Source organism: Citrobacter braakii, assembly GCF_002075345.1.
Classification (GTDB): Bacteria; Pseudomonadota; Gammaproteobacteria; order Enterobacterales; family Enterobacteriaceae; genus Citrobacter; species Citrobacter braakii.
In genome coordinates this window covers 152,859-175,941 of record NZ_NAEW01000007.1, presented here as the reverse complement: position 1 = coordinate 175,941, position 23,083 = coordinate 152,859, and the positions used below count along the sequence as shown (strand labels likewise).

Annotated in this window: 23 protein-coding genes and 1 other RNA gene; 15 read left to right on the top strand and 9 right to left on the bottom strand. The window is 51.2% G+C overall.

Annotation, left to right across the window (positions count from 1 at the left end):
• Positions 1 to 16 precede the first annotated feature (16 nt).
• From garR to BZK42_RS16485, 14 genes are all read left to right on the top strand, one after another.
• Positions 17 to 907 carry a 2-hydroxy-3-oxopropionate reductase gene (gene garR / locus BZK42_RS16555; protein WP_016154635.1) on the top strand — a complete coding sequence of 297 codons (891 nt, stop codon included), beginning with the start codon at positions 17 to 19 and terminating at the stop codon, positions 905 to 907.
• 65 nt (positions 908 to 972) lie between these two features.
• Positions 973 to 2,118: a glycerate 2-kinase gene (gene garK, locus BZK42_RS16550; RefSeq protein ID WP_080859571.1), complete on the top strand. Its 1,146-nt coding sequence runs from the start codon at positions 973 to 975 to the stop codon at positions 2,116 to 2,118.
• Between the two features lie 32 nt (positions 2,119 to 2,150).
• Positions 2,151 to 2,527, top strand: an RNA gene (gene rnpB, locus BZK42_RS16545) — RNase P RNA component class A.
• Between the two features lie 483 nt (positions 2,528 to 3,010).
• Complete coding sequence (locus BZK42_RS16535; protein ID WP_080859540.1) at positions 3,011 to 4,654, top strand: S-type pyocin domain-containing protein; 1,644 nt, start codon at positions 3,011 to 3,013, stop codon at positions 4,652 to 4,654.
• Between the two features lies 1 nt (position 4,655).
• Complete coding sequence (locus BZK42_RS16530) at positions 4,656 to 4,913, top strand: bacteriocin immunity protein (RefSeq protein WP_080859539.1); 258 nt, start codon at positions 4,656 to 4,658, stop codon at positions 4,911 to 4,913.
• A gap of 751 nt (positions 4,914 to 5,664) precedes the next feature.
• Positions 5,665 to 6,603 carry a transcriptional regulator TdcA gene (gene tdcA / locus BZK42_RS16525; RefSeq protein WP_003828596.1) on the top strand — a complete coding sequence of 313 codons (939 nt, stop codon included), beginning with the start codon at positions 5,665 to 5,667 and terminating at the stop codon, positions 6,601 to 6,603.
• 98 nt (positions 6,604 to 6,701) lie between these two features.
• On the top strand, positions 6,702 to 7,691 hold the full coding sequence (tdcB, locus tag BZK42_RS16520; protein ID WP_003828594.1) for a bifunctional threonine ammonia-lyase/L-serine ammonia-lyase TdcB: 990 nt from the start codon (positions 6,702 to 6,704) through the stop codon (positions 7,689 to 7,691).
• 22 nt (positions 7,692 to 7,713) lie between these two features.
• Positions 7,714 to 9,045, top strand: coding sequence for a threonine/serine transporter TdcC (tdcC, locus tag BZK42_RS16515; protein ID WP_016154633.1), 1,332 nt, complete (start codon positions 7,714 to 7,716; stop codon positions 9,043 to 9,045).
• 31 nt (positions 9,046 to 9,076) lie between these two features.
• Positions 9,077 to 10,285, top strand: coding sequence for a propionate kinase (gene tdcD, locus BZK42_RS16510; RefSeq protein WP_016154632.1), 1,209 nt, complete (start codon positions 9,077 to 9,079; stop codon positions 10,283 to 10,285).
• 28 nt (positions 10,286 to 10,313) lie between these two features.
• A complete protein-coding gene (gene pflB / locus BZK42_RS16505) occupies positions 10,314 to 12,608 on the top strand; it encodes a formate C-acetyltransferase (protein ID WP_016154631.1) in 2,295 nt (764 codons plus the stop codon).
• A 13-nt stretch (positions 12,609 to 12,621) separates the two neighbouring features.
• Entirely contained in the window at positions 12,622 to 13,017 is a 396-nt protein-coding gene (locus tag BZK42_RS16500; protein WP_016154630.1) for an enamine/imine deaminase, read from the top strand.
• Between the two features lie 87 nt (positions 13,018 to 13,104).
• Positions 13,105 to 14,469: an L-serine ammonia-lyase gene (gene tdcG, locus BZK42_RS16495; protein ID WP_080859537.1), complete on the top strand. Its 1,365-nt coding sequence runs from the start codon at positions 13,105 to 13,107 to the stop codon at positions 14,467 to 14,469.
• Positions 14,470 to 14,795: 326 nt separating this feature from the next.
• Positions 14,796 to 16,127, top strand: coding sequence for an SLC5/6 family protein (locus tag BZK42_RS16490; protein WP_016157542.1), 1,332 nt, complete (start codon positions 14,796 to 14,798; stop codon positions 16,125 to 16,127).
• Between the two features lie 24 nt (positions 16,128 to 16,151).
• Complete coding sequence (locus BZK42_RS16485) at positions 16,152 to 17,462, top strand: L-cysteine desulfidase family protein (protein WP_080859536.1); 1,311 nt, start codon at positions 16,152 to 16,154, stop codon at positions 17,460 to 17,462.
• A gap of 53 nt (positions 17,463 to 17,515) precedes the next feature.
• Here BZK42_RS16485 and BZK42_RS28335 read toward each other — a convergent pair whose 3' ends face one another.
• Complete coding sequence (locus BZK42_RS28335) at positions 17,516 to 17,665, bottom strand: hypothetical protein (RefSeq protein WP_016157540.1); 150 nt, start codon at positions 17,663 to 17,665, stop codon at positions 17,516 to 17,518.
• Between the two features lie 26 nt (positions 17,666 to 17,691).
• A complete protein-coding gene (locus BZK42_RS16480) occupies positions 17,692 to 18,393 on the bottom strand; it encodes a pirin family protein (RefSeq protein ID WP_080859535.1) in 702 nt (233 codons plus the stop codon).
• A 104-nt stretch (positions 18,394 to 18,497) separates the two neighbouring features.
• On the opposite strand from BZK42_RS16480, the gene yhaJ reads away from it, so the two are divergent.
• Entirely contained in the window at positions 18,498 to 19,394 is an 897-nt protein-coding gene (yhaJ, locus tag BZK42_RS16475) for a DNA-binding transcriptional regulator YhaJ (protein ID WP_016154624.1), read from the top strand.
• 64 nt (positions 19,395 to 19,458) lie between these two features.
• On the opposite strand, the gene BZK42_RS16470 is transcribed toward yhaJ, so the two are convergent.
• From BZK42_RS16470 to BZK42_RS16440, 7 genes are all read right to left on the bottom strand, one after another.
• Positions 19,459 to 19,824: a DUF805 domain-containing protein gene (locus tag BZK42_RS16470; RefSeq protein WP_080859533.1), complete on the bottom strand. Its 366-nt coding sequence runs from the start codon at positions 19,822 to 19,824 to the stop codon at positions 19,459 to 19,461.
• Positions 19,825 to 19,948: 124 nt separating this feature from the next.
• On the bottom strand, positions 19,949 to 20,935 hold the full coding sequence (yqjG, locus tag BZK42_RS16465; RefSeq protein WP_080859531.1) for a glutathionyl-hydroquinone reductase YqjG: 987 nt from the start codon (positions 20,933 to 20,935) through the stop codon (positions 19,949 to 19,951).
• Positions 20,936 to 21,007: 72 nt separating this feature from the next.
• Positions 21,008 to 21,400 carry a DoxX family protein gene (locus BZK42_RS16460; protein ID WP_003024847.1) on the bottom strand — a complete coding sequence of 131 codons (393 nt, stop codon included), beginning with the start codon at positions 21,398 to 21,400 and terminating at the stop codon, positions 21,008 to 21,010.
• Positions 21,401 to 21,572: 172 nt separating this feature from the next.
• On the bottom strand, positions 21,573 to 21,872 hold the full coding sequence (locus tag BZK42_RS16455; RefSeq protein ID WP_003024845.1) for a YqjK-like family protein: 300 nt from the start codon (positions 21,870 to 21,872) through the stop codon (positions 21,573 to 21,575).
• On the bottom strand, positions 21,872 to 22,267 hold the full coding sequence (locus BZK42_RS16450; RefSeq protein WP_016157537.1) for a phage holin family protein: 396 nt from the start codon (positions 22,265 to 22,267) through the stop codon (positions 21,872 to 21,874). Before BZK42_RS16450 ends, BZK42_RS16455 begins: the two co-directional genes overlap by 1 nt.
• A gap of 2 nt (positions 22,268 to 22,269) precedes the next feature.
• Positions 22,270 to 22,575 carry an ElaB/YgaM/YqjD family protein gene (locus BZK42_RS16445; protein WP_003024832.1) on the bottom strand — a complete coding sequence of 102 codons (306 nt, stop codon included), beginning with the start codon at positions 22,573 to 22,575 and terminating at the stop codon, positions 22,270 to 22,272.
• Between the two features lie 33 nt (positions 22,576 to 22,608).
• Complete coding sequence (locus BZK42_RS16440) at positions 22,609 to 22,977, bottom strand: DUF1090 domain-containing protein (protein WP_016154619.1); 369 nt, start codon at positions 22,975 to 22,977, stop codon at positions 22,609 to 22,611.
• Positions 22,978 to 23,083 lie beyond the last annotated feature (106 nt).

Genomic DNA, 23,083 nt, shown 5'->3' with positions numbered 1-23,083 from the left:
AGAGAGAGATAAAGACATGACAATGAAAGTTGGTTTTATTGGCCTCGGTATTATGGGTAAACCAATGAGTAAAAACCTCCTCAAGGCAGGTTACTCGCTGGTGGTTGCTGACCGTAACCCGGAATCCATTGCGGAAGTGATTGCCGCAGGCGCAGAAACCGCCGCCACGGCGAAAGATATTGCCGAGCAGTGCGATGTGATCATCACCATGCTGCCGAATTCTCCGCATGTGAAAGAAGTGGCGCTGGGAGAGGGCGGCATTATTGAAGGGGCGAAACCGGGGACAGTGCTGATCGACATGAGCTCCATCGCGCCGTTAGCCAGCCGTGAAATCAGCGACGCACTGAAAGCGAAAGGCGTGGATATGCTGGATGCGCCGGTAAGCGGCGGCGAACCGAAAGCTATCGACGGTACTCTGTCGGTGATGGTTGGCGGTGATAAAGCGATTTTTGACAAATATTACGATCTGATGAAGGCGATGGCAGGTTCCGTGGTACATACCGGTGATATCGGCGCGGGTAACGTCACCAAGCTGGCGAATCAGGTGATTGTGGCGCTGAACATTGCGGCGATGTCGGAAGCGCTGACGCTGGCGACCAAAGCGGGCGTAAACCCGGATCTGGTGTATCAGGCGATCCGTGGTGGGCTGGCGGGAAGCACCGTACTGGATGCGAAAGCGCCAATGGTTATGGACAGAAACTTTAAGCCGGGTTTCCGTATCGACCTGCATATTAAAGATCTGGCGAACGCGCTGGATACCTCTCATGGCGTTGGCGCTCAGTTACCGCTGACTGCTGCAGTCATGGAGATGATGCAGGCGCTACGCGCTGATGGGCTGGGCACCGCCGATCATAGCGCACTCGCATGCTACTACGAAAAACTGGCGAAAGTGGAAGTCACTCGCTAACAAGAAGGGCGCGGATGCGCGCCCTGTATTTCTTGCCTTGCGCGGCACTGTCAGGCTACATAACTATGAAAATCGTAATTGCCCCAGACTCTTATAAAGAAAGCCTTTCTGCCACCGAGGTAGCTCAGGCAATAGAAAAAGGATTTCGGGAAATTTTCCCCGATGCGCAATATGTTTCTGTCCCGGTTGCCGATGGTGGTGAAGGAACGGTCGAAGCCATGATTGCCGCTACGCAGGGGAGTGAACATTCAGCGTGGGTGACAGGGCCGCTGGGCGAAAAAGTGAATGCCTACTGGGGCATGTCTGGAGATGGTAAAACCGCGTTTATCGAAATGGCGGCAGCCAGCGGTCTGGCGTTAGTTCCTCCTGAAAAGCGTAACCCGTTAGTTACCACGTCGCGCGGCACTGGGGAGTTGATTTTGCAGGCGCTGGATAGCGGTGCGCAGAGCATCATTATTGGTATTGGCGGCAGTGCGACCAACGACGGCGGCGCGGGTATGGTGCAGGCGCTGGGGGCGAAACTCTGCGACGCCAACGGGACAGAGATTGGCAACGGTGGTGGAAGCCTGGAGAGTCTGAACACCATCGATATAACGGGCCTGGATCCGCGCTTAAAAACCTGCTCAATTCGCGTGGCCTGCGATGTGACCAATCCACTTACCGGCGATACTGGCGCTTCGCGCATTTTTGGCCCGCAGAAAGGGGCGACGGAAGAACGCATTATCGAACTGGACCGCAATCTGTCTCACTATGCCGACATCATTAAAAAATCGCTGCGGGTTGATGTGAAAGACGTTCCTGGCTCTGGTGCGGCAGGCGGAATGGGCGCCGCGTTAATGGCTTTTTTAGGTGCGGAGCTGCGCAGTGGTATTGAGATTGTGACCCAGGCGCTCAATCTGGAAGAGCATATTCATGACTGTACGCTGGTGGTGACCGGAGAAGGGCGGATTGACAGCCAGAGCATTCACGGCAAAGTGCCGGTGGGTGTGGCGAATGTCGCGAAGAAGTACCACAAGCCGGTAATTGGTATTGGCGGCAGCCTGACGCGCGATGTGGAGGTGGTGCATCAATATGGTATCGATGCGGTGTTTAGCGTATTAACCACCATCAGCACGCTGGAAGAGGCCTTTCGTGGGGCATTTGATAATATTTATCGCGCTTCAAGAAACATCGCCGCCACGTTGGCGATAGGAATGCGCAGTGCGGGGTGACAATGCCCCGCAAACCCTCTATACTGCGCGCCGAAGCTGACCAGACAGTCGCCGCTTCGTCGTCGTCCTCTTCGGGGGAGACGGGCGGAGGGGAGGAAAGTCCGGGCTCCATAGGGCAGGGTGCCAGGTAACGCCTGGGGGGGAAACCCACGACCAGTGCAACAGAGAGCAAACCGCCGATGGCCCACGCAAGTGGGATCAGGTAAGGGTGAAAGGGTGCGGTAAGAGCGCACCGCGCGGCTGGTAACAGTCCGTGGCACGGTAAACTCCACCCGGAGCAAGGCCAAATAGGGGTTCACAAGGTACGGCCCGTACTGAACCCGGGTAGGCTGCTTGAGCCAGTGAGCGATTGCTGGCCTAGATGAATGACTGTCCACGACAGAACCCGGCTTATCGGTCAGCTTCACCTCTTTATAAAACCCCGCTTCGGCGGGGTTTTTGCTTTCTGGGCTGCGATTCAGCCAGCAGAGCAAGGTTTATATTTTCCCGTCTCTACTCAGTAATGAGCCAACCTGATAACAGCAAGGAAATAAATCAAGAAAATAAATAATGAAAGGTTATGCCGCAATGCTTTGTGGATTGTTGGTGGCCTTCAAAGCCAGAGCCGGGCATGTAGCTATGAACAACCCGGAGCAGGCAATCATGGCTAATGGACAGACCCCATATGTGTAGAGCAACAGTATTTGTACGTTTAACTACATCACTAAGTCGAAAGAATGCCTATACAGCAAAATCTTTTATACTTCGCAAACTGAATAAAATTGCATAAAACATCCATTTTATGGATGTATCAAAACGCAGTTTCACTTTAACTGAAAAAATACTTTCGACTAATGATCGTTATTTGTACAATTCCCTCTCAGCAATTTCTCCATAGTAAATAGAGGGATTTATGGCCAGAGCGCTGGTAAGGCTAGGAGACAAGACCACGAGCGGTGGAGAGGTTATTTCCGCTTCCTCAACGATTATTGAAGACAGGAATATTGCGCTAAGTGGCGATATGGCCTGGTGTCCGAAAGAAACCTGCAATGGACCATTTCAGATAAATGGTACGGCATACTACTTTGCGGAAAACAAACCCTGCGTTGCCACTGGTGATCAGGTGTTGTGTAACTGCAAAAACAATCAGGTAATGGGCACGACAACACTCTGGGTAGAAGACAGCCCTGGCGATCCTTTCGAAGAGCACCAAAAGCGGGCGGCAGAATGGCCCATTAACCAAGCGATTGCCGCTGCGGCAGCCTCAAGTGCATTACCTGTTTTTGCTAAATCCTGTCTGCGGGGAGAAGGTTGTACCGACGCAGGAACAGATCAGGAATCCGTTGATAATTTTGGGCATGCTGGCTACTACCGGGCGCTGCCCCAACCGAAAGAAACTGGATCGGAACCCGTCCAGCACGCGCAGGCAGCAAAGAAGCATAAACCCGCCGAACCGACCTCACCACCAGAAGATAATCACCCGTGGTATAAGCGCCTTTTCAGCTCCCCGGATGCCCCTAAAGCGGCAGCGACCGCAGGGATGGCAACAGCAAGAGCCGCGACGACAGCAGGGGTCACCACTGATGTTGCAATTGAGGCTGGATATGCAGCATTGCAAAAAATCGGGGGAAATCTTTCTGCTGCTGGCCGTTGGATAGTCCCCAACCCCACCACCGTTTTTCTGTTTGGCATATTCTACTCGCCAAAACTCAACAGCGGCGAACAGGACTACATCGATAAAATGCGGCTTGAGCAGGCCGCACGGAATAAAGAAGATGTTCCAACGCGCGTTCGCTTTCGCTGGGAAGCAGAGCAAAACGGGATGATAAGGCCGAAAGGTTTTCATGTCAGCGCTGGAGGTGGGCAGGACAAAGTTCCGGTTCGAATGCTTCAGAAGAACAGCGCCACCGGGAACTATGAGTTCTGGGAGGATAGCGCAAGTAAGCCAACGATTGTTTGGACACCAGACGATCCTGGGTATGAATCTCCTTCCAATACCGGGAATCGGGACAATGTATACGTTCCTCCGAGTGTGCTGGTTTACCCTGAAAGTGAAATCAACAGCCCGTGGTCAACGGAAACGCCAGCACCGGGAGAACGCCCATTCAGGGATTATATTCTGGTACACCCTGCCGGGACGTTTGACCCGATTTATGTTTATATTCGCAATCTGCCAGGGCAAGTCACAGGCAAGGGGCAAAAGATTTCTGGCACCTGGTTAGCTGATGCGGGTCAGGGCAACGGCTCGCCTATCCCGTCTCAGATTGCTGATAAACTGCGTGGACGCACCTTCTCCAATTTTGACGACTTCAGGCAGGCTTTCTGGCTGGAGGTCAGCAAAGACTCTGAACTTTCAAAGCAATTTGATCCACGTAACTTAGCTACGATGAAAAATGGTCGATCCGCCTACGCAAGAAAACCCGATAGCATCGGGCAAAGGGTCAAGTATGAACTTCATCATATCGAAGAGATCAGAAATAGTGGTGCAGTTTATGACGTAGATAATTTGGGTGTCACTACACCAAAGCGGCACATCGAAATTCACCAAGGAAAATAAAATGGTAACGCATAAAGACATCACTGATTTTACTGAAGCTGAGTTCCTCAGTTTTGTTGAAGATATTTGTAACGATACCTATCCATCTGAAAAGGCCCATATAGCTGCTGTAGCAGAGTTTGAGCGGCTTTCTGAACATCCGTCAGGTTCTGATTTGATATATTACCCAGAAGAAGGGAAAGGCGGTCCGGTCGCGGTTGTTCAAGAAATCAAAGAGTGGCGTAAAGCCAATGGCAAGCCCGGTTTTCGCGATGAGTAAATTCTGATTGCGAGTGGAATGGCTGGGCTTTGTCCTGGCCTTTCTTTGTTGTAGTTGGTTCACCACGAATCAGGCCTTTATTTCCCATTCATCTCATCGTTATTTGACCTTTATTTACGCGCTGAACTTCTTTTATCTAAGGCAATGTCTTGCGGGATATTTCATTTTTTGTGATGACTAGCACAAAACGCTGCGCGATACGTTTTTATCGAGAATAATCGAACGCAATCGATCGCCATCACAAAATTACTGGCTGATAAATTGTACAAAACTACTGTTAATGCAATGTTGCATTTGATGATTATTTGTATGTTTTGGTTTAAATATTAATAAATGCAATGTTTCTTTACAAACAAATAAGGCTAAAAAACGTGATGCATAACGTTATTTGACCACTATAAACGATAAAATATAATTATATTTGATAAGTTGCTTATTAAATTTAAGCGCTGTTTTGCCTGGTAATTACTCTGTAATTGATTGAAATATAGCCTTTCGTGGTTTTAAGAAATAGCAGGAGAAATGGTGTTGTTATAGCCATAAAAAATCGTTATCCCCCCATCTTTTTTTGATTAAAGTCAGGATAAAGTGAGATCGATATTTCATATCTATATGATTATTAAGTGATTTCAATTTAAATAATAGTCTTACAAAATGTAAGTCAAGGGGATTTGTGAGTGGTAGCACATATCCTCGTTCGCTTAATTTGGTACACTTCCTGCCGTCAACAAAGTAATTAGCGCAGGTCGATATGAATACTATTACACTCCCTAAAACACAGCACTTAGTGGTCTTTCAGGAAGTCATTAGAAGCGGTTCTATCGGCTCAGCTGCAAAAGAATTAGGTTTAACTCAACCGGCTGTCAGCAAAATCATTAATGATGTAGAAGCTTATTTCGGTATTGAGTTAGTCGTACGCAAAAATACTGGTGTGACATTAACTCAGGCAGGTCAGGTTATGCTCTCATGGTCTGAATCTATTACCCGTGAAATGAAGAACATGGTTGATGAGATGAACAGCATGACGAGCAATGCGGTCGTTGATGTGTCGTTTGGCTTTCCTTCACTGATTGCCTTCACCATCATGTCCGGCATGATTAAAAAATTCAAAGAAGTGTTCCCGAAAGCGCAGGTTTCCATGTATGAAGCTCAGCTCTCCTCGTTCTTACCTGCGATTCGTGACGGGCGTCTGGATTTCGCGATCGGTACGCTGAGTGATGAGATGAAACTGCACGATCTGCATGTTGAACCGCTCTTTGAGTCAGACTTCATCCTGGTTGCCAGCAAGTCCCGAACATGCACCGGCATCACCTCGCTGAGCGCGTTGAAAAACGAACAGTGGGTGTTGCCACAAACGAATATGGGGTACTACAGTGAACTTCTAACCACGTTACAAAATAATGGCATCAGCAGTGAAAACATCGTTAAAACAGACTCCGTCGTTACGATTTATAATCTTGTTCTCAATGCTGATTTCTTAACAGTAATTCCCTGCGATATGACCACACCATTTGGCTCAAACCAGTTTATTACTATCCCGGTAGAAGAAACCTTACCCGTCGCGCGTTATGCCGCCGTATGGTCGAAAAATTATCGAATTAAAAAAGCAGCATCTATTTTGGTGGAATTAGCCAAAGAGTATTCATCATATAATTGTCGGAGACGAAGGCAATTAATTGAAATTGATTAAAGATTGAATTTGTTTTAACACGAAATCAACGCCATCTGTCTATATCTGACAATGGTCATGGCTATCTATTTACTTTAATACCCTAGTAAGAGGTTCTAATGCACATTACATACGATCTCCCAGTTGCAATTGAAGATATCCTCGAAGCGAAAAAAAGACTGGCGGGGAAAATTTATAAAACGGGAATGCCTCGCTCTAACTATTTTAGTGAACGTTGCAAAGGGGAAATTTTCCTCAAGTTTGAAAATATGCAGCGTACCGGTTCATTTAAAATCCGTGGTGCGTTTAACAAGCTCAGTTCATTAACCGAAGCTGAAAGATGTAAGGGCGTGGTGGCTTGCTCTGCAGGTAACCATGCGCAAGGGGTTTCTCTCTCCTGCGCCATGCTCGGAATCGACGGCAAAGTGGTCATGCCGAAAGGCGCGCCGAAGTCTAAAGTTGCTGCAACCTGCGATTATTCCGCAGAGGTTGTGCTGCACGGCGACAACTTCAACGACACCATCGCTAAGGTTAGCGAGATTGTGGAAACTGAAGGCCGTATCTTTATTCCGCCATATGATGACCCGAAAGTGATTGCTGGTCAGGGCACTATTGGTCTGGAAATTCTGGAAGATCTGTACGATGTCGATAACGTGATTGTGCCAATTGGCGGTGGCGGACTGATTGCTGGTATTGCGGTGGCAATTAAATCTATTAACCCGACTATTAAAATTATTGGCGTACAGTCTGAAAATGTTCATGGCATGGCGGCTTCTTTCCACGCTGGAGAAATAACCACGCACCGAACGACCGGCACCCTGGCGGATGGTTGTGACGTTTCCCGCCCGGGTACTTTAACGTATGAAATTGTTCGTGAGTTGGTGGATGACATTGTCCTGGTCAGCGAAGATGAAATTCGCAACAGCATGGTGGCATTAATTCAGCGAAATAAAGTTGTGACTGAAGGTGCCGGCGCGCTGGCTTGCGCAGCATTATTAAGCGGGAAATTAGATAGCTATATCCAGAACAGAAAAACAGTCAGCATTATTTCTGGCGGTAATATCGACCTTTCTCGTGTATCTCAAATTACTGGTTTAGTTGACGCTTAATATACTTCGTTGAGGATAGGATATGAGTACTACTGATAGCATTGTATCCAGCCAGACAAAACAGTCGTCCTGGCGCAAATCGGACACCACCTGGACACTGGGTTTATTTGGTACAGCCATCGGCGCCGGGGTGCTGTTCTTCCCTATCCGCGCAGGTTTTGGCGGACTGATCCCCATTCTGATAATGCTGGTGTTAGCATACCCCATCGCCTTCTATTGCCACCGTGCGCTGGCACGCCTGTGTCTTTCCGGTTCTAACCCTTCCGGTAACATCACAGAAACGGTTGAAGAGCACTTTGGTAAAACGGGCGGCGTGGTTATCACGTTCCTCTACTTCTTTGCGATTTGTCCGCTGCTGTGGATTTATGGCGTCACCATTACCAACACCTTTATGACCTTTTGGGAAAACCAGTTGCAGATGCCAGCGTTAAACCGTGGCTTCGTGGCACTGTTCCTGCTGCTGCTGATGGCATTCGTCATCTGGTTTGGTAAGGATCTGATGGTTAAAGTGATGAGCTACCTGGTATGGCCGTTTATTGCCAGCCTGGTGCTGATCTCTCTGTCTCTGATTCCTTACTGGAACTCTGCGGTTATCGATCAGGTTGATCTCAGCAATATCGCTCTGACTGGCCATGACGGCATCCTGGTTACCGTGTGGCTGGGTATTTCCATCATGGTGTTCTCTTTCAACTTCTCACCAATCGTTTCTTCCTTCGTGGTCTCTAAACGTGAAGAGTATGAGAAAGATTACGGTCGCGAATTTACCGAGCAGAAATGTTCAAAAATCATCTCCCGCGCCAGTATGCTGATGGTTGCCGTGGTCATGTTCTTTGCCTTTAGCTGCCTGTTCACGCTCTCTCCGGCAAACATGGCGGATGCGAAAGCGCAGAACATTCCAGTACTGTCTTACCTGGCGAACCACTTCGCTTCACTGTCCGGTTCGAAGTCCACCTTCGCGACCGTTCTGGAGTACGGCGCTTCAATCATCGCACTGGTTGCTATCTTCAAATCTTTCTTCGGCCACTACCTGGGCACGCTGGAAGGTCTGAACGGTCTGGTACTGAAGTTTGGTTACAAAGGCGATAAAACTAAGGTTTCCGCTGGCAAACTTAATACCATCAGCATGATCTTCATCATGGGCTCCACCTGGGTTGTGGCTTACGCCAACCCGAACATCCTGGACCTGATTGAAGCAATGGGCGCGCCGATTATTGCCTCTCTGCTCTGCCTGCTGCCGATGTATGCCATCCGTAAAGCGCCGTCACTGGCGAAATACCGTGGCCGTCTGGATAACGTGTTTGTTACCGTGATTGGTCTGCTGACTATCCTGAACATTGTCTACAAACTGTTTTAATCCTTAAGCTCAGGATGAGCGGAGTAGTGAAATGAATGAGTTTCCGGTAGTACTGGTTATTAACTGTGGTTCGTCTTCCATTAAATTCTCAGTGCTGGATGCAGCGAACTGTGAAGTTTTAATGGCGGGAATCGCGGACGGTATTAACTCTGAAAATGCGTTCATAGCAATTAATGGAGGAGAGCCAGCTAAGCTGGCTCACCACAGCTACGAAGACGCATTAAAAGCAATCGCCGTTGAACTGGAAAAACGTAATTTAATGGACAGCGTGGCCTTAATTGGCCACCGCATTGCCCACGGTGGAAATATCTTTACCGAATCAGCAATTATTACTGACGACGTTATCGATAATATTCGCCGGGTATCGCCTTTAGCACCGTTACATAATTATGCGAACCTCAGTGGGATTGAGTCCGCACAGCACCTTTTCCCAGGCGTGCAGCAGGTTGCGGTATTTGATACCAGCTTCCACCAGACGATGGCCCCTGAGGCCTATCTTTACGGTCTACCGTGGAAATATTTTGAGGAGTTAGGCGTTCGTCGTTATGGCTTCCACGGCACGTCGCACCGCTATGTATCTCAGCGAGCGCATGAGCTTCTTGAGCTGCAGAGTGATGACTCAGGTCTGGTTGTGGCTCACCTGGGGAACGGCGCGTCAATCTGCGCGGTGCGTAACGGGCAGAGCGTTGATACCTCAATGGGCATGACGCCGTTGGAAGGGTTGATGATGGGCACACGCAGCGGTGACGTCGATTTCGGCGCCATGGCGTGGATTGCCAGCGAAACCAACCAGACGCTGAGCGACCTTGAGCGCGTTGTGAATAAAGAGTCCGGTTTACTGGGTATTTCCGGTTTGTCCTCTGACTTACGTACGTTAGAAAAAGCCTGGCACGAGGGACATGAGCGTGCGCAGTTGGCGATTAAAACGTTTGTGCATCGTATCGCGCGCCATATCGCCGGACATGCCGCTTCGCTGCATCGTCTTGATGGGATTATTTTCACCGGTGGAATAGGTGAGAACTCGGTATTAATTCGTCGTCTGGTTATCGAGCATCTCGCCGTTTTAGGGGTGAATATCGACAGCGAGATGAATAGCCTGCCAAATTCCCATGGCGAAAGAATTATCTCTAATAAAGATGCTCGTGTTATTTGTGCGGTTATTCCCACAAATGAAGAGAAAATGATTGCGCGTGATGCCATTGCGTTAGGCAAAATTAATATACCAGTAGAATTTGCATAATTAATTTTCAGCAGAGAGATTATTTTTCATGAAGGTAAATATCGATACCAGCGATATGCTGTATGCCGAAGCCTGGAATGGCTTTAAAGGTACGGACTGGAAAGAAGAAATTAATGTCCGTGATTTTATTCAGCACAACTATACGCCTTATGAAGGGGATGAATCTTTCCTCGCCGAAGCAACGCCAGCGACCACTGCATTGTGGGAAAAAGTCATGGCGGGCATCCGTATTGAAAACTCGACGCACGCGCCGGTTGATTTCGATACCAATATTGCCACCACGATAACCGCACATGATGCGGGTTATATTGAACAAGAACTGGAAAAAATCGTCGGTCTGCAAACGGATAAGCCGCTCAAGCGCGCTCTGCATCCGTTTGGCGGCATCAACATGATCAAAAGCTCTTTTGATGCTTATGGTCGTGAGATGGATGCTGATTTTGAATACCAGTTTACTGAACTGCGTAAAACCCATAACCAGGGCGTATTCGACGCCTACTCTCCAGATATGCTGCGCTGCCGTAAATCTGGCGTGCTGACCGGTCTGCCGGACGGCTATGGCCGTGGTCGTATCATCGGCGACTATCGCCGCGTCGCGCTGTACGGTATCCGCTACCTGGTACGTGAGCGTGAACTGCAGTTTGCCGATCTCCAGTCGAACCTGGAGTGGGGCCAGAATCTTGAAGCCACGATTCGCCTGCGCGAAGAGCTGTCTGAGCACCGTCGCGCCCTGCTGCAGATGCAGGAAATGGCAGCGAAGTACGGCTGCGATATCTCCCGCCCGGCGCGTAATGCGCAGGAAGCGGTGCAGTGGGTTTACTTTGCTTACCTGGCTGCGGTGAAATCTCAGAACGGCGGCGCAATGTCGTTGGGCCGTACCGCATCGTTCCTCGACATCTACATTGAGCGCGATTTCAAAGCGGGAATTTTAAACGAGCAGCAGGCGCAGGAGCTGATCGACCACTTCATTATGAAGATCCGTATGGTGCGCTTCCTGCGTACGCCGGAATTCGACACCCTGTTCTCAGGCGACCCTATCTGGGCGACTGAAGTTATCGGCGGCATGGGGCTGGATGGCCGCACGCTGGTAACGAAAAACTCGTTCCGCTACCTGCATACGCTGCACACCATGGGACCGGCGCCTGAGCCGAACCTGACGGTGCTGTGGTCTGAAGCGCTGCCGATTGCCTTCAAAAAGTACGCCGCCCAGGTGTCTATCATCACCTCGTCTTTGCAGTATGAAAACGACGATTTGATGCGTGCCGACTTTGACAGCGATGACTATGCCATTGCCTGCTGCGTAAGCCCGATGGTTATCGGCAAACAAATGCAGTTCTTCGGTGCGCGTGCCAACCTCGCCAAAACGTTGCTGTACGCAATCAACGGCGGCGTGGATGAGAAGCTGAAAATTCAGGTTGGGCCGAAAACGGCACCGCTGATGGATGACGTGCTGGATTACGATACGGTGATGGAGAGCCTGGACCACTTTATGGACTGGCTGGCCGTGCAGTACATCAGCGCGCTGAACATCATCCACTATATGCACGACAAGTACAGCTATGAAGCTTCGCTGATGGCGCTGCACGATCGTGATGTCTATCGCACGATGGCTTGTGGTATGGCGGGTCTGTCCGTGGCGGCGGATTCTCTGTCGGCTATCAAATACGCCCGCGTGAAACCGATTCGTGATGAAAACGGTCTGGCTGTCGATTTCGAAATCGAAGGCGACTATCCGCAATACGGCAACAACGACGAGCGAGTAGACAGCATTGCCTGCGACCTGGTTGAACGCTTCATGAAGAAAATTAAGGTGTTGCCAACCTACCGTAATGCGGTGCCGACGCAGTCCATCCTGACCATCACCTCCAACGTGGTGTACGGACAGAAAACCGGTAACACACCGGACGGACGTCGCGCAGGTACGCCGTTTGCGCCAGGGGCTAACCCGATGCACGGCCGCGATCGTAAAGGCGCGGTTGCGTCGTTAACCTCGGTGGCCAAACTGCCGTTTACCTATGCCAAAGACGGCATCTCGTACACCTTCTCCATTGTGCCGGCTGCACTGGGCAAAGAAGATGGGGTGCGTAAAACCAACCTGGTTGGTCTGCTGGACGGTTACTTCCACCATGAAGCGCATGTGGAAGGTGGGCAGCATCTGAACGTTAACGTTATGAACCGTGAAATGTTGATGGATGCTATTGAGCACCCGGAAAACTATCCAAACCTGACGATCCGCGTGTCTGGCTATGCGGTGCGCTTCAACGCGTTGACCCGTGAACAGCAGCAGGATGTTATTTCACGCACTTTCACCCAGGCGCTCTGACGCCGGAGGGATTATGAGAAAAGTTATTGCAACCGAATGTGCGCCAGGGGCGATTGGGCCTTACGTACAGGGCGTGGATCTGGGCAGCATGGTGTTGACGTCAGGTCAAATCCCGGTGTGTCCACAGACCGGTGAAGTGGCAGAAAACGTGGCCGATCAGGCACGTCAAAGCCTGGAAAACGTGAAAGCGATCGTCGAGTCCGCAGGTTTGAAAGTGAGCGATATCGTGAAGACTACCGTTTTCGTATCCGACCTGAACGACTTCGCCACCATTAACCAGGTGTACCAGCAGTTCTTTGATGAGCATCAGGCTACCTACCCCACGCGCAGTTGCGTACAGGTCGCCCGCTTACCAAAGGATGTGAAGCTGGAGATTGAAGCCATCGCCGTACGTGGCGACACGTTGTAATCCCTTGCGGGGCGATCTCAGGATCGCCCCAATCCTTAATGAGTGTGAAACCTGGTCTTCACTGAACGGCAATCCGAGGGTGTGGATATGATTAGCGCATTCGATATTTTCAAGATTGGCATTGGGCCTTCCAGCTCCCATACCGTGGGGCCAATGAACGCAGGTAAAAGCTTTATCGATCTGTTGGTCAGCAGCGGCGAACTCCCTAGAACCACGCATATTGTGGTCGATCTTTACGGATCGCTTTCCCTGACCGGGAAAGGTCATGCGACAGATGTCGCGATCATGATGGGGCTGGCCGGTAACAGTCCGCAAAATGTTAATATAGACTCAATCGCTGGTTTTACTCAGGAAGTGGCCCGTACCGGACGTTTGCCGGTTGCTGAGGGCGCGCATGTTGTCGATTTCTCTCCAGATGAAAATATTCTCTTTCATACCGAAACCCTGCCACGCCATGAAAATGGCATGCGTATCACCGCGTGGAACGGCACCGAGAGGCTATTAAGCAAAACCTATTACTCCGTCGGCGGTGGTTTTATCATTGAAGAGGAGCAATTTGGGCAGGAGCATGATGTTGAAGCACACGTGCCCTACAATTTTCATTCCGCCAGCGAACTGCTGAAACTGTGCGAGCGCAATGGGCTGTCTGTTTCCGGCTTGATGATGCAAAACGAGCTGGCGATGCGCAGCAAAGAGGAAATCGATGCTGGCTTTGCCGCCATTTGGGACGTCATGCACGCCGGGATTGAGCGCGGCATGAACACCGAAGGCGTCCTGCCGGGGCCGCTTAACGTTCCGCGTCGCGCCGTGGCGTTACGCCGGTTGCTGGTTTCCAGCGATAATCTGTCCAGCGACCCGATGAACGTTATTGACTGGATCAACATGTTCGCGCTGGCCGTGAGCGAAGAAAACGCCGCCGGGTGCCGGGTTGTGACGGCGCCGACCAACGGTGCATGTGGGATTATTCCCGCCGTATTGGCCTATTACGACAAGTTCCGCCGTCCGGTGAATGCGAACTCCATTGCCCGCTATTTGCTGGCCGCGGGGGCGATAGGCGCGCTGTATAAGATGAACGCCTCTATTTCTGGTGCTGAGGTGGGCTGCCAGGGTGAGATTGGCGTAGCCTGTTCAATGGCGGCTGCCGGGCTGACAGAACTGCTGGGCGGTAGCCCGTCGCAGGTCGGCATTGCAGCGGAAATCGCCATGGAGCATAACCTGGGGCTGACCTGCGATCCGGTAGCCGGACAGGTGCAAATACCGTGCATTGAACGTAATGCGATCAACGCAGTAAAAGCCGTCAACGCCGCGCGCATGGCGCTACGTCGAACGTCAGAACCACGCGTTTCGCTCGATAAAGTGATCGAGACCATGTATGAAACGGGCAAAGATATGAACGACAAATACCGTGAAACCTCACGCGGTGGGCTGGCAATTAAAGTGGTTTGTACCTGAGGTGTAAAGCCGTGCCTGGTCAGCGCAGCGCTATCCGGCAATAAATTAATCAATATGGCATGATAAAAAAAGGTGCACGTTAGTGCGCCTTTTTTGTTGTGATCTGCTTCAAATATAGAAATTCAATTCTTTATATGGAAATAAAAGAGAAAATATTTCTTAACTTTTAGAAATTACAGGGGTTTGTTTGTGAAGTTTTTCTCTGATCCTGCGCGTATGATTTCCTCATTACTCCAATAGCTCACCTGCACCGTAGTACTGCGTATCGCATTGAGGCAGTACGAAAAAAATATAAAAACCTCTACCTACACATTGAGCGGAAAATTATGGAAACGGCAACGAATAACAGCGTAATACTCGACGCATCTGCTCCGGCACGTCGGGCGGGAATGACCGAAAGTGAATGGCGCGAAGCCATTAAATTCGACAGCATGGACACCGGCTGGGTCATTATGAGTATCGGTATGGCAATTGGTGCGGGGATTGTTTTTCTTCCCGTCCAGGTGGGTTTGATGGGGCTGTGGGTGTTTTTGCTCTCCTCTATCATTGGCTACCCAGCCATGTATCTGTTCCAGCGTCTGTTTATTAATACGCTGGCTGAGTCCCCAGAGTGTAAAGACTACCCGAGCGTAATCAGCGGCTATCTGGGTAAGAACTGGGGCATCCTGTTAGGTGCGTTGTATTTTGTGATGCTGGTTATCTGGATGTTCGTCTATTCCACCGCCATCACCAACGATAGCGCCTCCTACCTGCATACTTTTGGTGTTACTGAAGGGTTACTGTCCGACAGCCCGTTCTATGGCCTGGTGCTGATTTGCATCCTGGTGGCTATCTCGTCCCGCGGGGAAAAACTGCTGTTTAAAATCTCCACCGGTATGGTACTGACCAAGCTGCTGGTGGTGGCGGCGCTTGGCGTGTCGATGGTTGGGATGTGGCATTTATATAACGTAGGTTCACTGCCGCCGATGGCACTGTTGATCAAAAACGCGATTATCACGCTGCCGTTTACCCTGACTTCGATTCTGTTTATTCAGACCTTAAGCCCGATGGTTATCTCCTATCGTTCTCGCAATAAATCCATTGAAGTGGCACGCCATAAAGCCCTGCGAGCCATGAATATTGCGTTCGGTATTCTGTTTGTGACCGTCTTTTTCTACGCCGTTTCCTTCACGCTGGCGATGGGCCATGACGAAGCGGTTAAAGCTTATGAGCAGAACATTTCCGCTCTGGCGATTGCCGCGCAGTTTATCAGCGGCGCGGGTGCTGGCTGGGTGAAAATCGTCAGCGTTATTCTGAACATCTTTGCCGTAATGACCGCTTTCTTCGGCGTTTACTTAGGGTTCCGTGAAGCCACTCAAGGGATCGTGATGAACGTTCTGCGCCGCAAAATGCCAGCCGAGAAAATCAATGAGACCCTGGTTCAGCGCGGCATTATGGTTTTCGCTATCCTGCTGGCGTGGGGAGCCATTGTGCTCAATGCGCCGGTACTGAGCTTCACTTCTATTTGTAGCCCTATCTTCGGCATGGTGGGATGTCTGATCCCGGCCTGGTTGGTCTACAAAGTTCCTGCACTGCACAAATACAAAGGCGCTTCCCTGTATCTGATTATTGTCACGGGCCTGCTGCTGTGCGTTTCTCCGTTCCTGGCATTTTCCTGAGATATCTGAGCAAAGGTTGTTGTTATGTTTGAGACTACATTGAATCCATTATGGGATAGTTTTATCCGCGCGGTGCAGGAAGAAGTTAAGCCTGCGCTGGGCTGCACGGAACCTATCTCTCTGGCTCTGGCGGCAGCGGTCGCCTCCTCTGAGCTGGACGGCGCGGTTGAACGCATTGATGCGTGGGTCTCACCGAACCTGATGAAAAACGGCATGGGCGTTACCGTGCCGGGTACCGGAATGGTTGGGCTGCCTGTGGCGGCGGCACTGGGTGCGCTGGGGGGAAATGCCCACGCCGGTTTAGAGGTACTGAAAGACGCCTCGCCTCAAGCGATTGCCGATGCGAAAGCGATGCTTACCGCCGGGAAGGTCGCGGTGATGCTGCAGGAGCCATGCGAGGACATTCTTTTCTCCCGTGCGAAGGTTTATAGCGCTGAAGGATGGGCGTGCGTGACGATTGTTGGTGGTCATACCAACATTGTGCACATTGAGACTAATAAGGGCGTGGTGTTCACGACAGAACAGAACGCTCAGGAAGAGGAGCAGGAGTCACCGCTGGCGGTATTGTCCCACACGTCGCTGGAAGAGATTCTGGCGTTCGTGAACGCGGTACCGTTTGAGTCAATCCGCTTTATTCTCGATGCGGCGAAACTGAACGGTGCGCTGTCCCTGGAAGGGCTGCGCGGTAACTGGGGCTTGCACATCGGAACCACGCTTGAGAAGCAGTGCGCGCGTGGCCTGCTGGCGAACGATCTCTCCACCTCTATTCTGATCCGCACCAGTGCGGCATCGGATGCGCGAATGGGGGGAGCGACGCTTCCGGCAATGAGCAACTCGGGCTCTGGTAATCAGGGGATTACCGCGACCGTTCCGGTAATGGTGGTGGCTGAGCACTTTGGTGCGGATGAAGAGAAACTGGCGCGTGCGCTGATGTTGTCTCACCTGAGCGCTATCTACATCCATCATCAGCTTCCGCGTTTGTCTGCATTGTGTGCGGCAACCACGGCGGCGATGGGCGCCGCGGCGGGGATGGCGTGGATCGTTGATGGTCGCTACAACACCATCGCGATGGCAATCAGCAGCATGATTGGCGACGTGAGCGGAATGATTTGCGATGGCGCCTCAAACAGCTGCGCGATGAAAGTTTCAACCAGCGCATCTGCGGCGTGGAAAGCGGTGCTGATGGCGCTGGATGATACCGCTGTGACCGGCAATGAAGGGATTGTGGCACATAACGTGGAGCAATCGATCACGAACCTGTGTGCGCTGGCATGTCGCTCGATGCAGGAAACCGACAAGCAGATCATTGAGATTATGGCCAGTAAGGCACATTAATCTGCAGGCCGGGTAAGGCGGAATCGCCCCCGGCATAACTCTAAGCCGCCTTTTCAGGCGGCTTCTTCGTCTTCCAGCCGTAGCTCGGCATCCGCCACAATCGCTTCCAGCTCTGTCAGCATTTCTTCATAGCCGAAGGTCACAGTATCTTGTTTTTTCGGCTCAACCTGCGGCTGGCGTTTTTTTGATGATTTCTTGCTCAATAGTCGTACTCCATTGTTTTCCCTGACTATACGGGCAAATCTATCAGCAAAGCGCGCAGCGCGGTATCGGCGACTAACGTTATGTTAGTTTCGTCACGAATAAATGCGCCATCGCCGCAGGTGAGCGATTCCTTTTCGGCGCCAGATGTCACCGCATGGAATCTGCCGTGGATCGACTGTAAGTAAGCCCGCGGCCCATGTAACTGAAAACTCAGCGATTCACCTTGTTGCAGTTCAACGTGGTGCACCCATACCTGTTGACGCAGATGCAGGCTGCCTTGTTCTCCATCCGGCGAGGCAAGCAACTGATGCTTACCGGCACTCAGCGTGGCTTTCTGTACGCAGGCGTTTTCGCGCTGCGGGCAGGCATCCAGCCAGAGCTGCATTCGGGTTAACGGTTTATCTTTGCTGATATTGTGTTCGCTGTAGCTAATTCCCGGCTGTGTGGCGAGCAGTAAAACTTCTCCTGCCTTGGCCTGGATATGGTTCCCTTCACTGTCGCGGTACTCCGCTTCCCCTTCAAGGATCAGATTGACGATATCTACCTTCGGATAGGTACGTGGCTGGAAAGAGGCTCCCGGTGCCAGAACTTCCTGGTTCAGAACACGCAGCGAGGCATAACCCAGCAGTTTAGGATCAAAATAGTGTCCAAAGGAGAAGGTATAACGGGCCTGCAGCCAGCCGTAGTCTGCTTGCCCGCATTGTTTGGCTGTACGGGTAGTAATCATAGTTCTTGACCTCTCTTTACTTCCTTTTATGTTAAATGGCTAGACGCTGCATTGTTAGCCAGATATTCTGCCCGGTATGTTCAAATTTCCTGAATGAGAACGAGATGGCCAAAGAAAGGGCTTTAACGCTTGAGGCGTTACGCGTCATGGACGCAATAGACCGGCGTGGCAGCTTTGCCGCCGCAGCGGACGAACTGGGGCGCGTTCCTTCCGCGCTCAGCTATACCATGCAGAAGCTGGAGGAAGAGCTGGACGTCGTGTTGTTCGACCGTTCAGGTCATCGCACAAAATTCACCAACGTCGGGCGTATGCTGCTGGAACGTGGGCGTGTACTGCTGGAAGCTGCGGATAAGCTGACTACCGATGCCGAAGCGCTGGCTCGCGGTTGGGAAACGCATCTGACCATCGTCACCGAAGCGCTGGTGCCGACGGCGGCGTTTTTCCCGCTGATCGACAGACTTGCCGGGAAGGCCAATACCCAGCTTTCCGTTATTACCGAAGTTCTGGCCGGGGCGTGGGAGCGTCTGGAGCAGGGGCGGGCGGATATCGTGATTGCGCCGGATATGCATTTTCGCTCATCTTCGGAAATCAACTCGCGCAAGCTGTACTCGCTGATGAACGTATATGTGGCGGCCCCGGATCATCCAATTCATCAGGAGCCGGAACCGTTATCGGAAGTCACCCGCGTGAAGTACCGTGGAATCGCGGTGGCGGACACGGCCCGCGAACGTCCGGTGCTGACGGTTCAACTGCTGGATAAACAGCCGCGTCTGACGGTGAGTTCGATAGAAGATAAACGCCAGGCGCTGTTGGCCGGCCTTGGCGTGGCGACGATGCCATACCCGCTGGTGGAAGAGGACATTGCGGCGGGTCGGTTGCGTGTGGTTAGCCCGGAATCGACAAGCGAAATTGATATTATTATGGCCTGGCGTCGAGACAGCATGGGCGAAGCGAAATCCTGGTGTTTGCGGGAAATTCCCAAGCTGTTTGCGGGTAAATAGCAGGGCTGTTACGCCGGATACGGTGCAAATGCACCTTATCCGGCCGACAAGATGGTGTATTACATCAGGACAGTTGTTTGGGGTCAGCGCCGAAGCGGTTGCTCCCCTGAGTACCATTTTGACAGTTGAAAATGATGATTACCAACCAGCCTACGATCGGGATCAGCAGCACCAGTAGCCACCAGGCCGAGCGGTCGGTGTCATGTAAACGCCGGAACTGCACCGCCCACCACGGGATAAAGACCAGAAGCCCATAAATCGTCGTTAATATGCCTTCCCCTCCGGCGCGTTCCCAGCCAAGCATTCTGTCCAGAATGCCCAGCACGAACGTAAAGATGATGTTGACCAGCACAAACATCCAGTATTCTTTACGACGCGCGCGGCCCCCAAAACCAAAGTAGTTCTTTAATACGTTTAAATACCAATCCATTTTTGCCTCGTTCTGTATTCAATTACTTGTTTTTAAAGCAATCAAATTAAGAATAGCCGTGAATGGAATACTGGTAAATATTTGCAGTATTAATTATTTGGCCCCCAAAGGGGACCCGTGTAAATCAGGCAAAACGGTTATCACGCCCGTGGGGTTCGTTGAGGTCCTGCCACGGTCCGACAGAAATAATGCCGGTCGGGTTAATGGTTTTGTGGCTACGGAAGTAGTGATTGCGGATGTGATCAAAATTAACGGTCTCCGCAATGCCTGGCATCTGGTAGATATCGCGCAGGAAACCGTACAGGTTCAGATAGTCGCTAATCCGGTGTTTGTCGCACTTGAAGTGCGTCACATACACAGGATCAAAGCGCACCAGCGTGGTCCACAGGCGAATATCGGCCTCTGTTAACTGGTCCCCGGTCAGGTAGCGATGTTGCCCAAGGATCTGCTCCAGTCGCGCCAGAGATTGAAAGACTTTTTCTACGGCGTCGTCGTAGGCTTCCTGACTGGTGGCAAATCCGGCTTTATACACGCCGTTATTGACGTTGTCATAAATCCAGCCGTTGAGCTCGTCGATTTTAGTTTGCAGAGCGGGTGGATAGTAATCCCCGGCTTTCGCGCCCATCGCATCAAACGCAGTGTTAAACATACGGATGATATCTGCAGATTCGTTGCTGACAATGGTGTGGTTCTTTTTGTCCCACAGCACCGGAACGGTCACCCGACCGCTGTAGTGCGGATCGGCGTGTAAATAGAGTTGATAAAGAAATTCGTGCTGATACAGGGTATCGCCGGTTGCCGCCGGGAAGTTATCGTCAAAGGTCCAGCCGTTTTCCAGCATCAGCGGATGCACAACGGAAACGGAAATAAACGGTTCCAGCCCTTTGAGTTTACGCAAGATCAGCGTGCGATGCGCCCACGGACAGGCCAGAGAAACGTAGAGATGATAGCGGTCTTTTTCGGCGACGAAACCCCCTTCGCCCGTTGGACCCGGTGCGCCATCCGCGGTGAGCCAGTTACGGAAAGCTGATGCAGAGCGTTGAAATTTTCCCCCGGTTGATTTGGTGTCATACCAGGTGTCATGCCATACGCCGTCAATGAGTTGTCCCATGATTTTCGCCTCCTCAGATAGCAAAAGCGAGGAGATGTCTCCTCGCTTTTTGATGCGTTTAGTATAGCTCGCTTACCATTTTTTATTCAGTACGCGGTCGATGCTGAATGCGCCCGGACCGGTGATAGCCAGCAGCAGGAAGCCGCCTGCGATGGTCAGGTTTTTCATAAACATCAGAGAGTTCACACCTTCCGCAAAGTTGCTGTGGAAGAGGAACGCCGTCAGCAGCGTGAAGCCCGCGGTGAACAGCGCAGTAGTACGGGTCAGGAAACCAAACAGGATGGCCAGACCGCCGCCAAACTCAAGCAGGATAACCAGCGGTAACATAAATCCTGGGACACCCATGGCTTCCATGTACTGTTGGGTACCCGCATATCCGGTGATTTTTCCCCAACCTGCGGTAATAAACAGGATTGGCATCAGAATGCGCGCTACCAGTACACCAACATCTTCTAATTTCTTCATCATACTCTCCAGGAAACCACTCAGGCGGCTTATTGTGTTTTTTTGTGCAACGACGTCGCAGAGTGCGTCGTTGCTGTCGATGGAGAGAATCATAAACGCGGCTAATGACAATTGTTAGCAAGGAAAACTGTCAGAAATTTTCAAAAAATTTGAGGTTAGGGGGGAGAGGTGATTAGCCGCGCAGTTGCTGTTGTCTGATGGTCGATTTAACCAGACGCCAGATGCTCCACACGCTAAAGCCGCGTTTAGCCCAGCGTACCAGCAGATTCGGGTTACGAATGGTGCGAACCGCCATAATACTGCTTCCGACCAACACCCAGCCACGCAGGTTCAGCAGCGTCTTCCAGCCACGATCGTAAACTTCGGTGGCTTCCAGCCAGTCGCGGCGAGTGGCAGACAGATCCAGCCGTTGCTGCTGGATCTGTCCAAGCAGTTGCGCCTTACGTTGTTGACGTTCGACTTTACTGCTCATTATGCATCATCCTCCAGGGCCTGCCTGTCGTTAGCGAGTTCATTGCGCGTATGGCGTAGCAGGGTTGTTTTACGCGCTTTACTCAGCGTCCATAGCCCGCCGATAAGCGCTAAAAGCAACAGCACAACGGTGGTGGCAATCATGGCGTTAAGGCGATACTGCGGGTCTATGGCCCAGATGATAAGCACCATCAGGCTCATCAGACCAAACGCCGCGAACAGCATGGTCAGCCCAAGCATCAGCAGGATCTGGATGAGATTGGCTTTTTCCTCTTCCAGCTCAACGACGGCCAGCCGCAGCCGCGTCTCTACGATCTCAACGAGAATCGTCAGGATCCGCTGTCCAATACCCAGTACGCCTTTGCCTGGACCTTGTGCGTGTTGAGAGTCTGCCATTATTAACGGCGCGACAGCAGTACACCAAGTACCACACCGACTGCAGCGCCAATGCCGACGCCTGTCCATGGGTTTTCGCGTACGTAGTTATCGGCTTTTGCCGCGGCCTCACGGGTCTGTTTGGCAATCACATCGCTGGTTTCGCTCAGACGATGGCGGCTCTCGCGTAACGCATGTTCGGCTTTACTGCGAATTTTACTCATCTCTTCCTTCGACTTATCGCCAGAGGAGCTAAGTACTTCTTCAAGCGTATCCGCAAGAGATTTCAGCTCAGCGCGCAGGTTTTCCGTAGCATTATCTTTCGACATAGTTTTCTCCAGTTGAGTGGCTAGTTACCGTACTTAGTAATCGCGTGTCTCGAGTTCTTTCAGCTCTTGCTGAGCTTCAGCAAGCTTATGTTCGCGCTTGGCTATCTTATCCGCATCGCCTTTTTGCTTCGCCTCGGCCAAATCACGTTGACGCTCGGCTATCTCATTTTTCTGCTCGGCGATTTTTTTCTGATGGTCGGCGCGCAGTTTGCTGTCAGTACAATTTGCCCGAACTTCGCTCAGCGCTTTGTTCAGACCATTGATGCGGTTTTGATTGTTGTGCTTTTCGGCATAGCTTATCTCCCGCTGAATATCCTGTTCTTTTTCCTGACAGAGGGTGGAGGCGTAACTGCCGGCACTGAGAGCGAAAAGACTAATTGCTAAAGCGATGCGGTATTTCATTCTTGAACCTTCCATTGTGATTCGACCTTGTGGCTTTGGCCGATGCTCCAGAATAATAAAGCAATGGGTCATAAACCCAGTTTATTAATCATAGGCGCTAAATGAT

Excerpts from the sequence above, each read along its gene's own strand:
- garR (WP_016154635.1), top strand. The coding sequence starts at position 17 with ATGACAATGAAAGTTGGTTTTATTGGCCTCGGTATTATGGGTAAACCA.
- garK (WP_080859571.1), top strand. The coding sequence starts at position 973 with ATGAAAATCGTAATTGCCCCAGACTCTTATAAAGAAAGCCTTTCTGCC.
- BZK42_RS16535 (WP_080859540.1), top strand. The coding sequence starts at position 3,011 with ATGGCCAGAGCGCTGGTAAGGCTAGGAGACAAGACCACGAGCGGTGGA.
- BZK42_RS16530 (WP_080859539.1), top strand. The coding sequence starts at position 4,656 with ATGGTAACGCATAAAGACATCACTGATTTTACTGAAGCTGAGTTCCTC.
- tdcA (WP_003828596.1), top strand. The coding sequence starts at position 5,665 with ATGAATACTATTACACTCCCTAAAACACAGCACTTAGTGGTCTTTCAG.
- tdcB (WP_003828594.1), top strand. The coding sequence starts at position 6,702 with ATGCACATTACATACGATCTCCCAGTTGCAATTGAAGATATCCTCGAA.
- tdcC (WP_016154633.1), top strand. The coding sequence starts at position 7,714 with ATGAGTACTACTGATAGCATTGTATCCAGCCAGACAAAACAGTCGTCC.
- tdcD (WP_016154632.1), top strand. The coding sequence starts at position 9,077 with ATGAATGAGTTTCCGGTAGTACTGGTTATTAACTGTGGTTCGTCTTCC.
- pflB (WP_016154631.1), top strand. The coding sequence starts at position 10,314 with ATGAAGGTAAATATCGATACCAGCGATATGCTGTATGCCGAAGCCTGG.
- BZK42_RS16500 (WP_016154630.1), top strand. The coding sequence starts at position 12,622 with ATGAGAAAAGTTATTGCAACCGAATGTGCGCCAGGGGCGATTGGGCCT.
- tdcG (WP_080859537.1), top strand. The coding sequence starts at position 13,105 with ATGATTAGCGCATTCGATATTTTCAAGATTGGCATTGGGCCTTCCAGC.
- BZK42_RS16490 (WP_016157542.1), top strand. The coding sequence starts at position 14,796 with ATGGAAACGGCAACGAATAACAGCGTAATACTCGACGCATCTGCTCCG.
- BZK42_RS16485 (WP_080859536.1), top strand. The coding sequence starts at position 16,152 with ATGTTTGAGACTACATTGAATCCATTATGGGATAGTTTTATCCGCGCG.
- BZK42_RS16480 (WP_080859535.1), bottom strand. The coding sequence starts at position 18,393 with ATGATTACTACCCGTACAGCCAAACAATGCGGGCAAGCAGACTACGGC.
- yhaJ (WP_016154624.1), top strand. The coding sequence starts at position 18,498 with ATGGCCAAAGAAAGGGCTTTAACGCTTGAGGCGTTACGCGTCATGGAC.
- BZK42_RS16470 (WP_080859533.1), bottom strand. The coding sequence starts at position 19,824 with ATGGATTGGTATTTAAACGTATTAAAGAACTACTTTGGTTTTGGGGGC.
- yqjG (WP_080859531.1), bottom strand. The coding sequence starts at position 20,935 with ATGGGACAACTCATTGACGGCGTATGGCATGACACCTGGTATGACACC.
- BZK42_RS16460 (WP_003024847.1), bottom strand. The coding sequence starts at position 21,400 with ATGAAGAAATTAGAAGATGTTGGTGTACTGGTAGCGCGCATTCTGATG.
- BZK42_RS16455 (WP_003024845.1), bottom strand. The coding sequence starts at position 21,872 with ATGAGCAGTAAAGTCGAACGTCAACAACGTAAGGCGCAACTGCTTGGA.
- BZK42_RS16450 (WP_016157537.1), bottom strand. The coding sequence starts at position 22,267 with ATGGCAGACTCTCAACACGCACAAGGTCCAGGCAAAGGCGTACTGGGT.
- BZK42_RS16445 (WP_003024832.1), bottom strand. The coding sequence starts at position 22,575 with ATGTCGAAAGATAATGCTACGGAAAACCTGCGCGCTGAGCTGAAATCT.
- BZK42_RS16440 (WP_016154619.1), bottom strand. The coding sequence starts at position 22,977 with ATGAAATACCGCATCGCTTTAGCAATTAGTCTTTTCGCTCTCAGTGCC.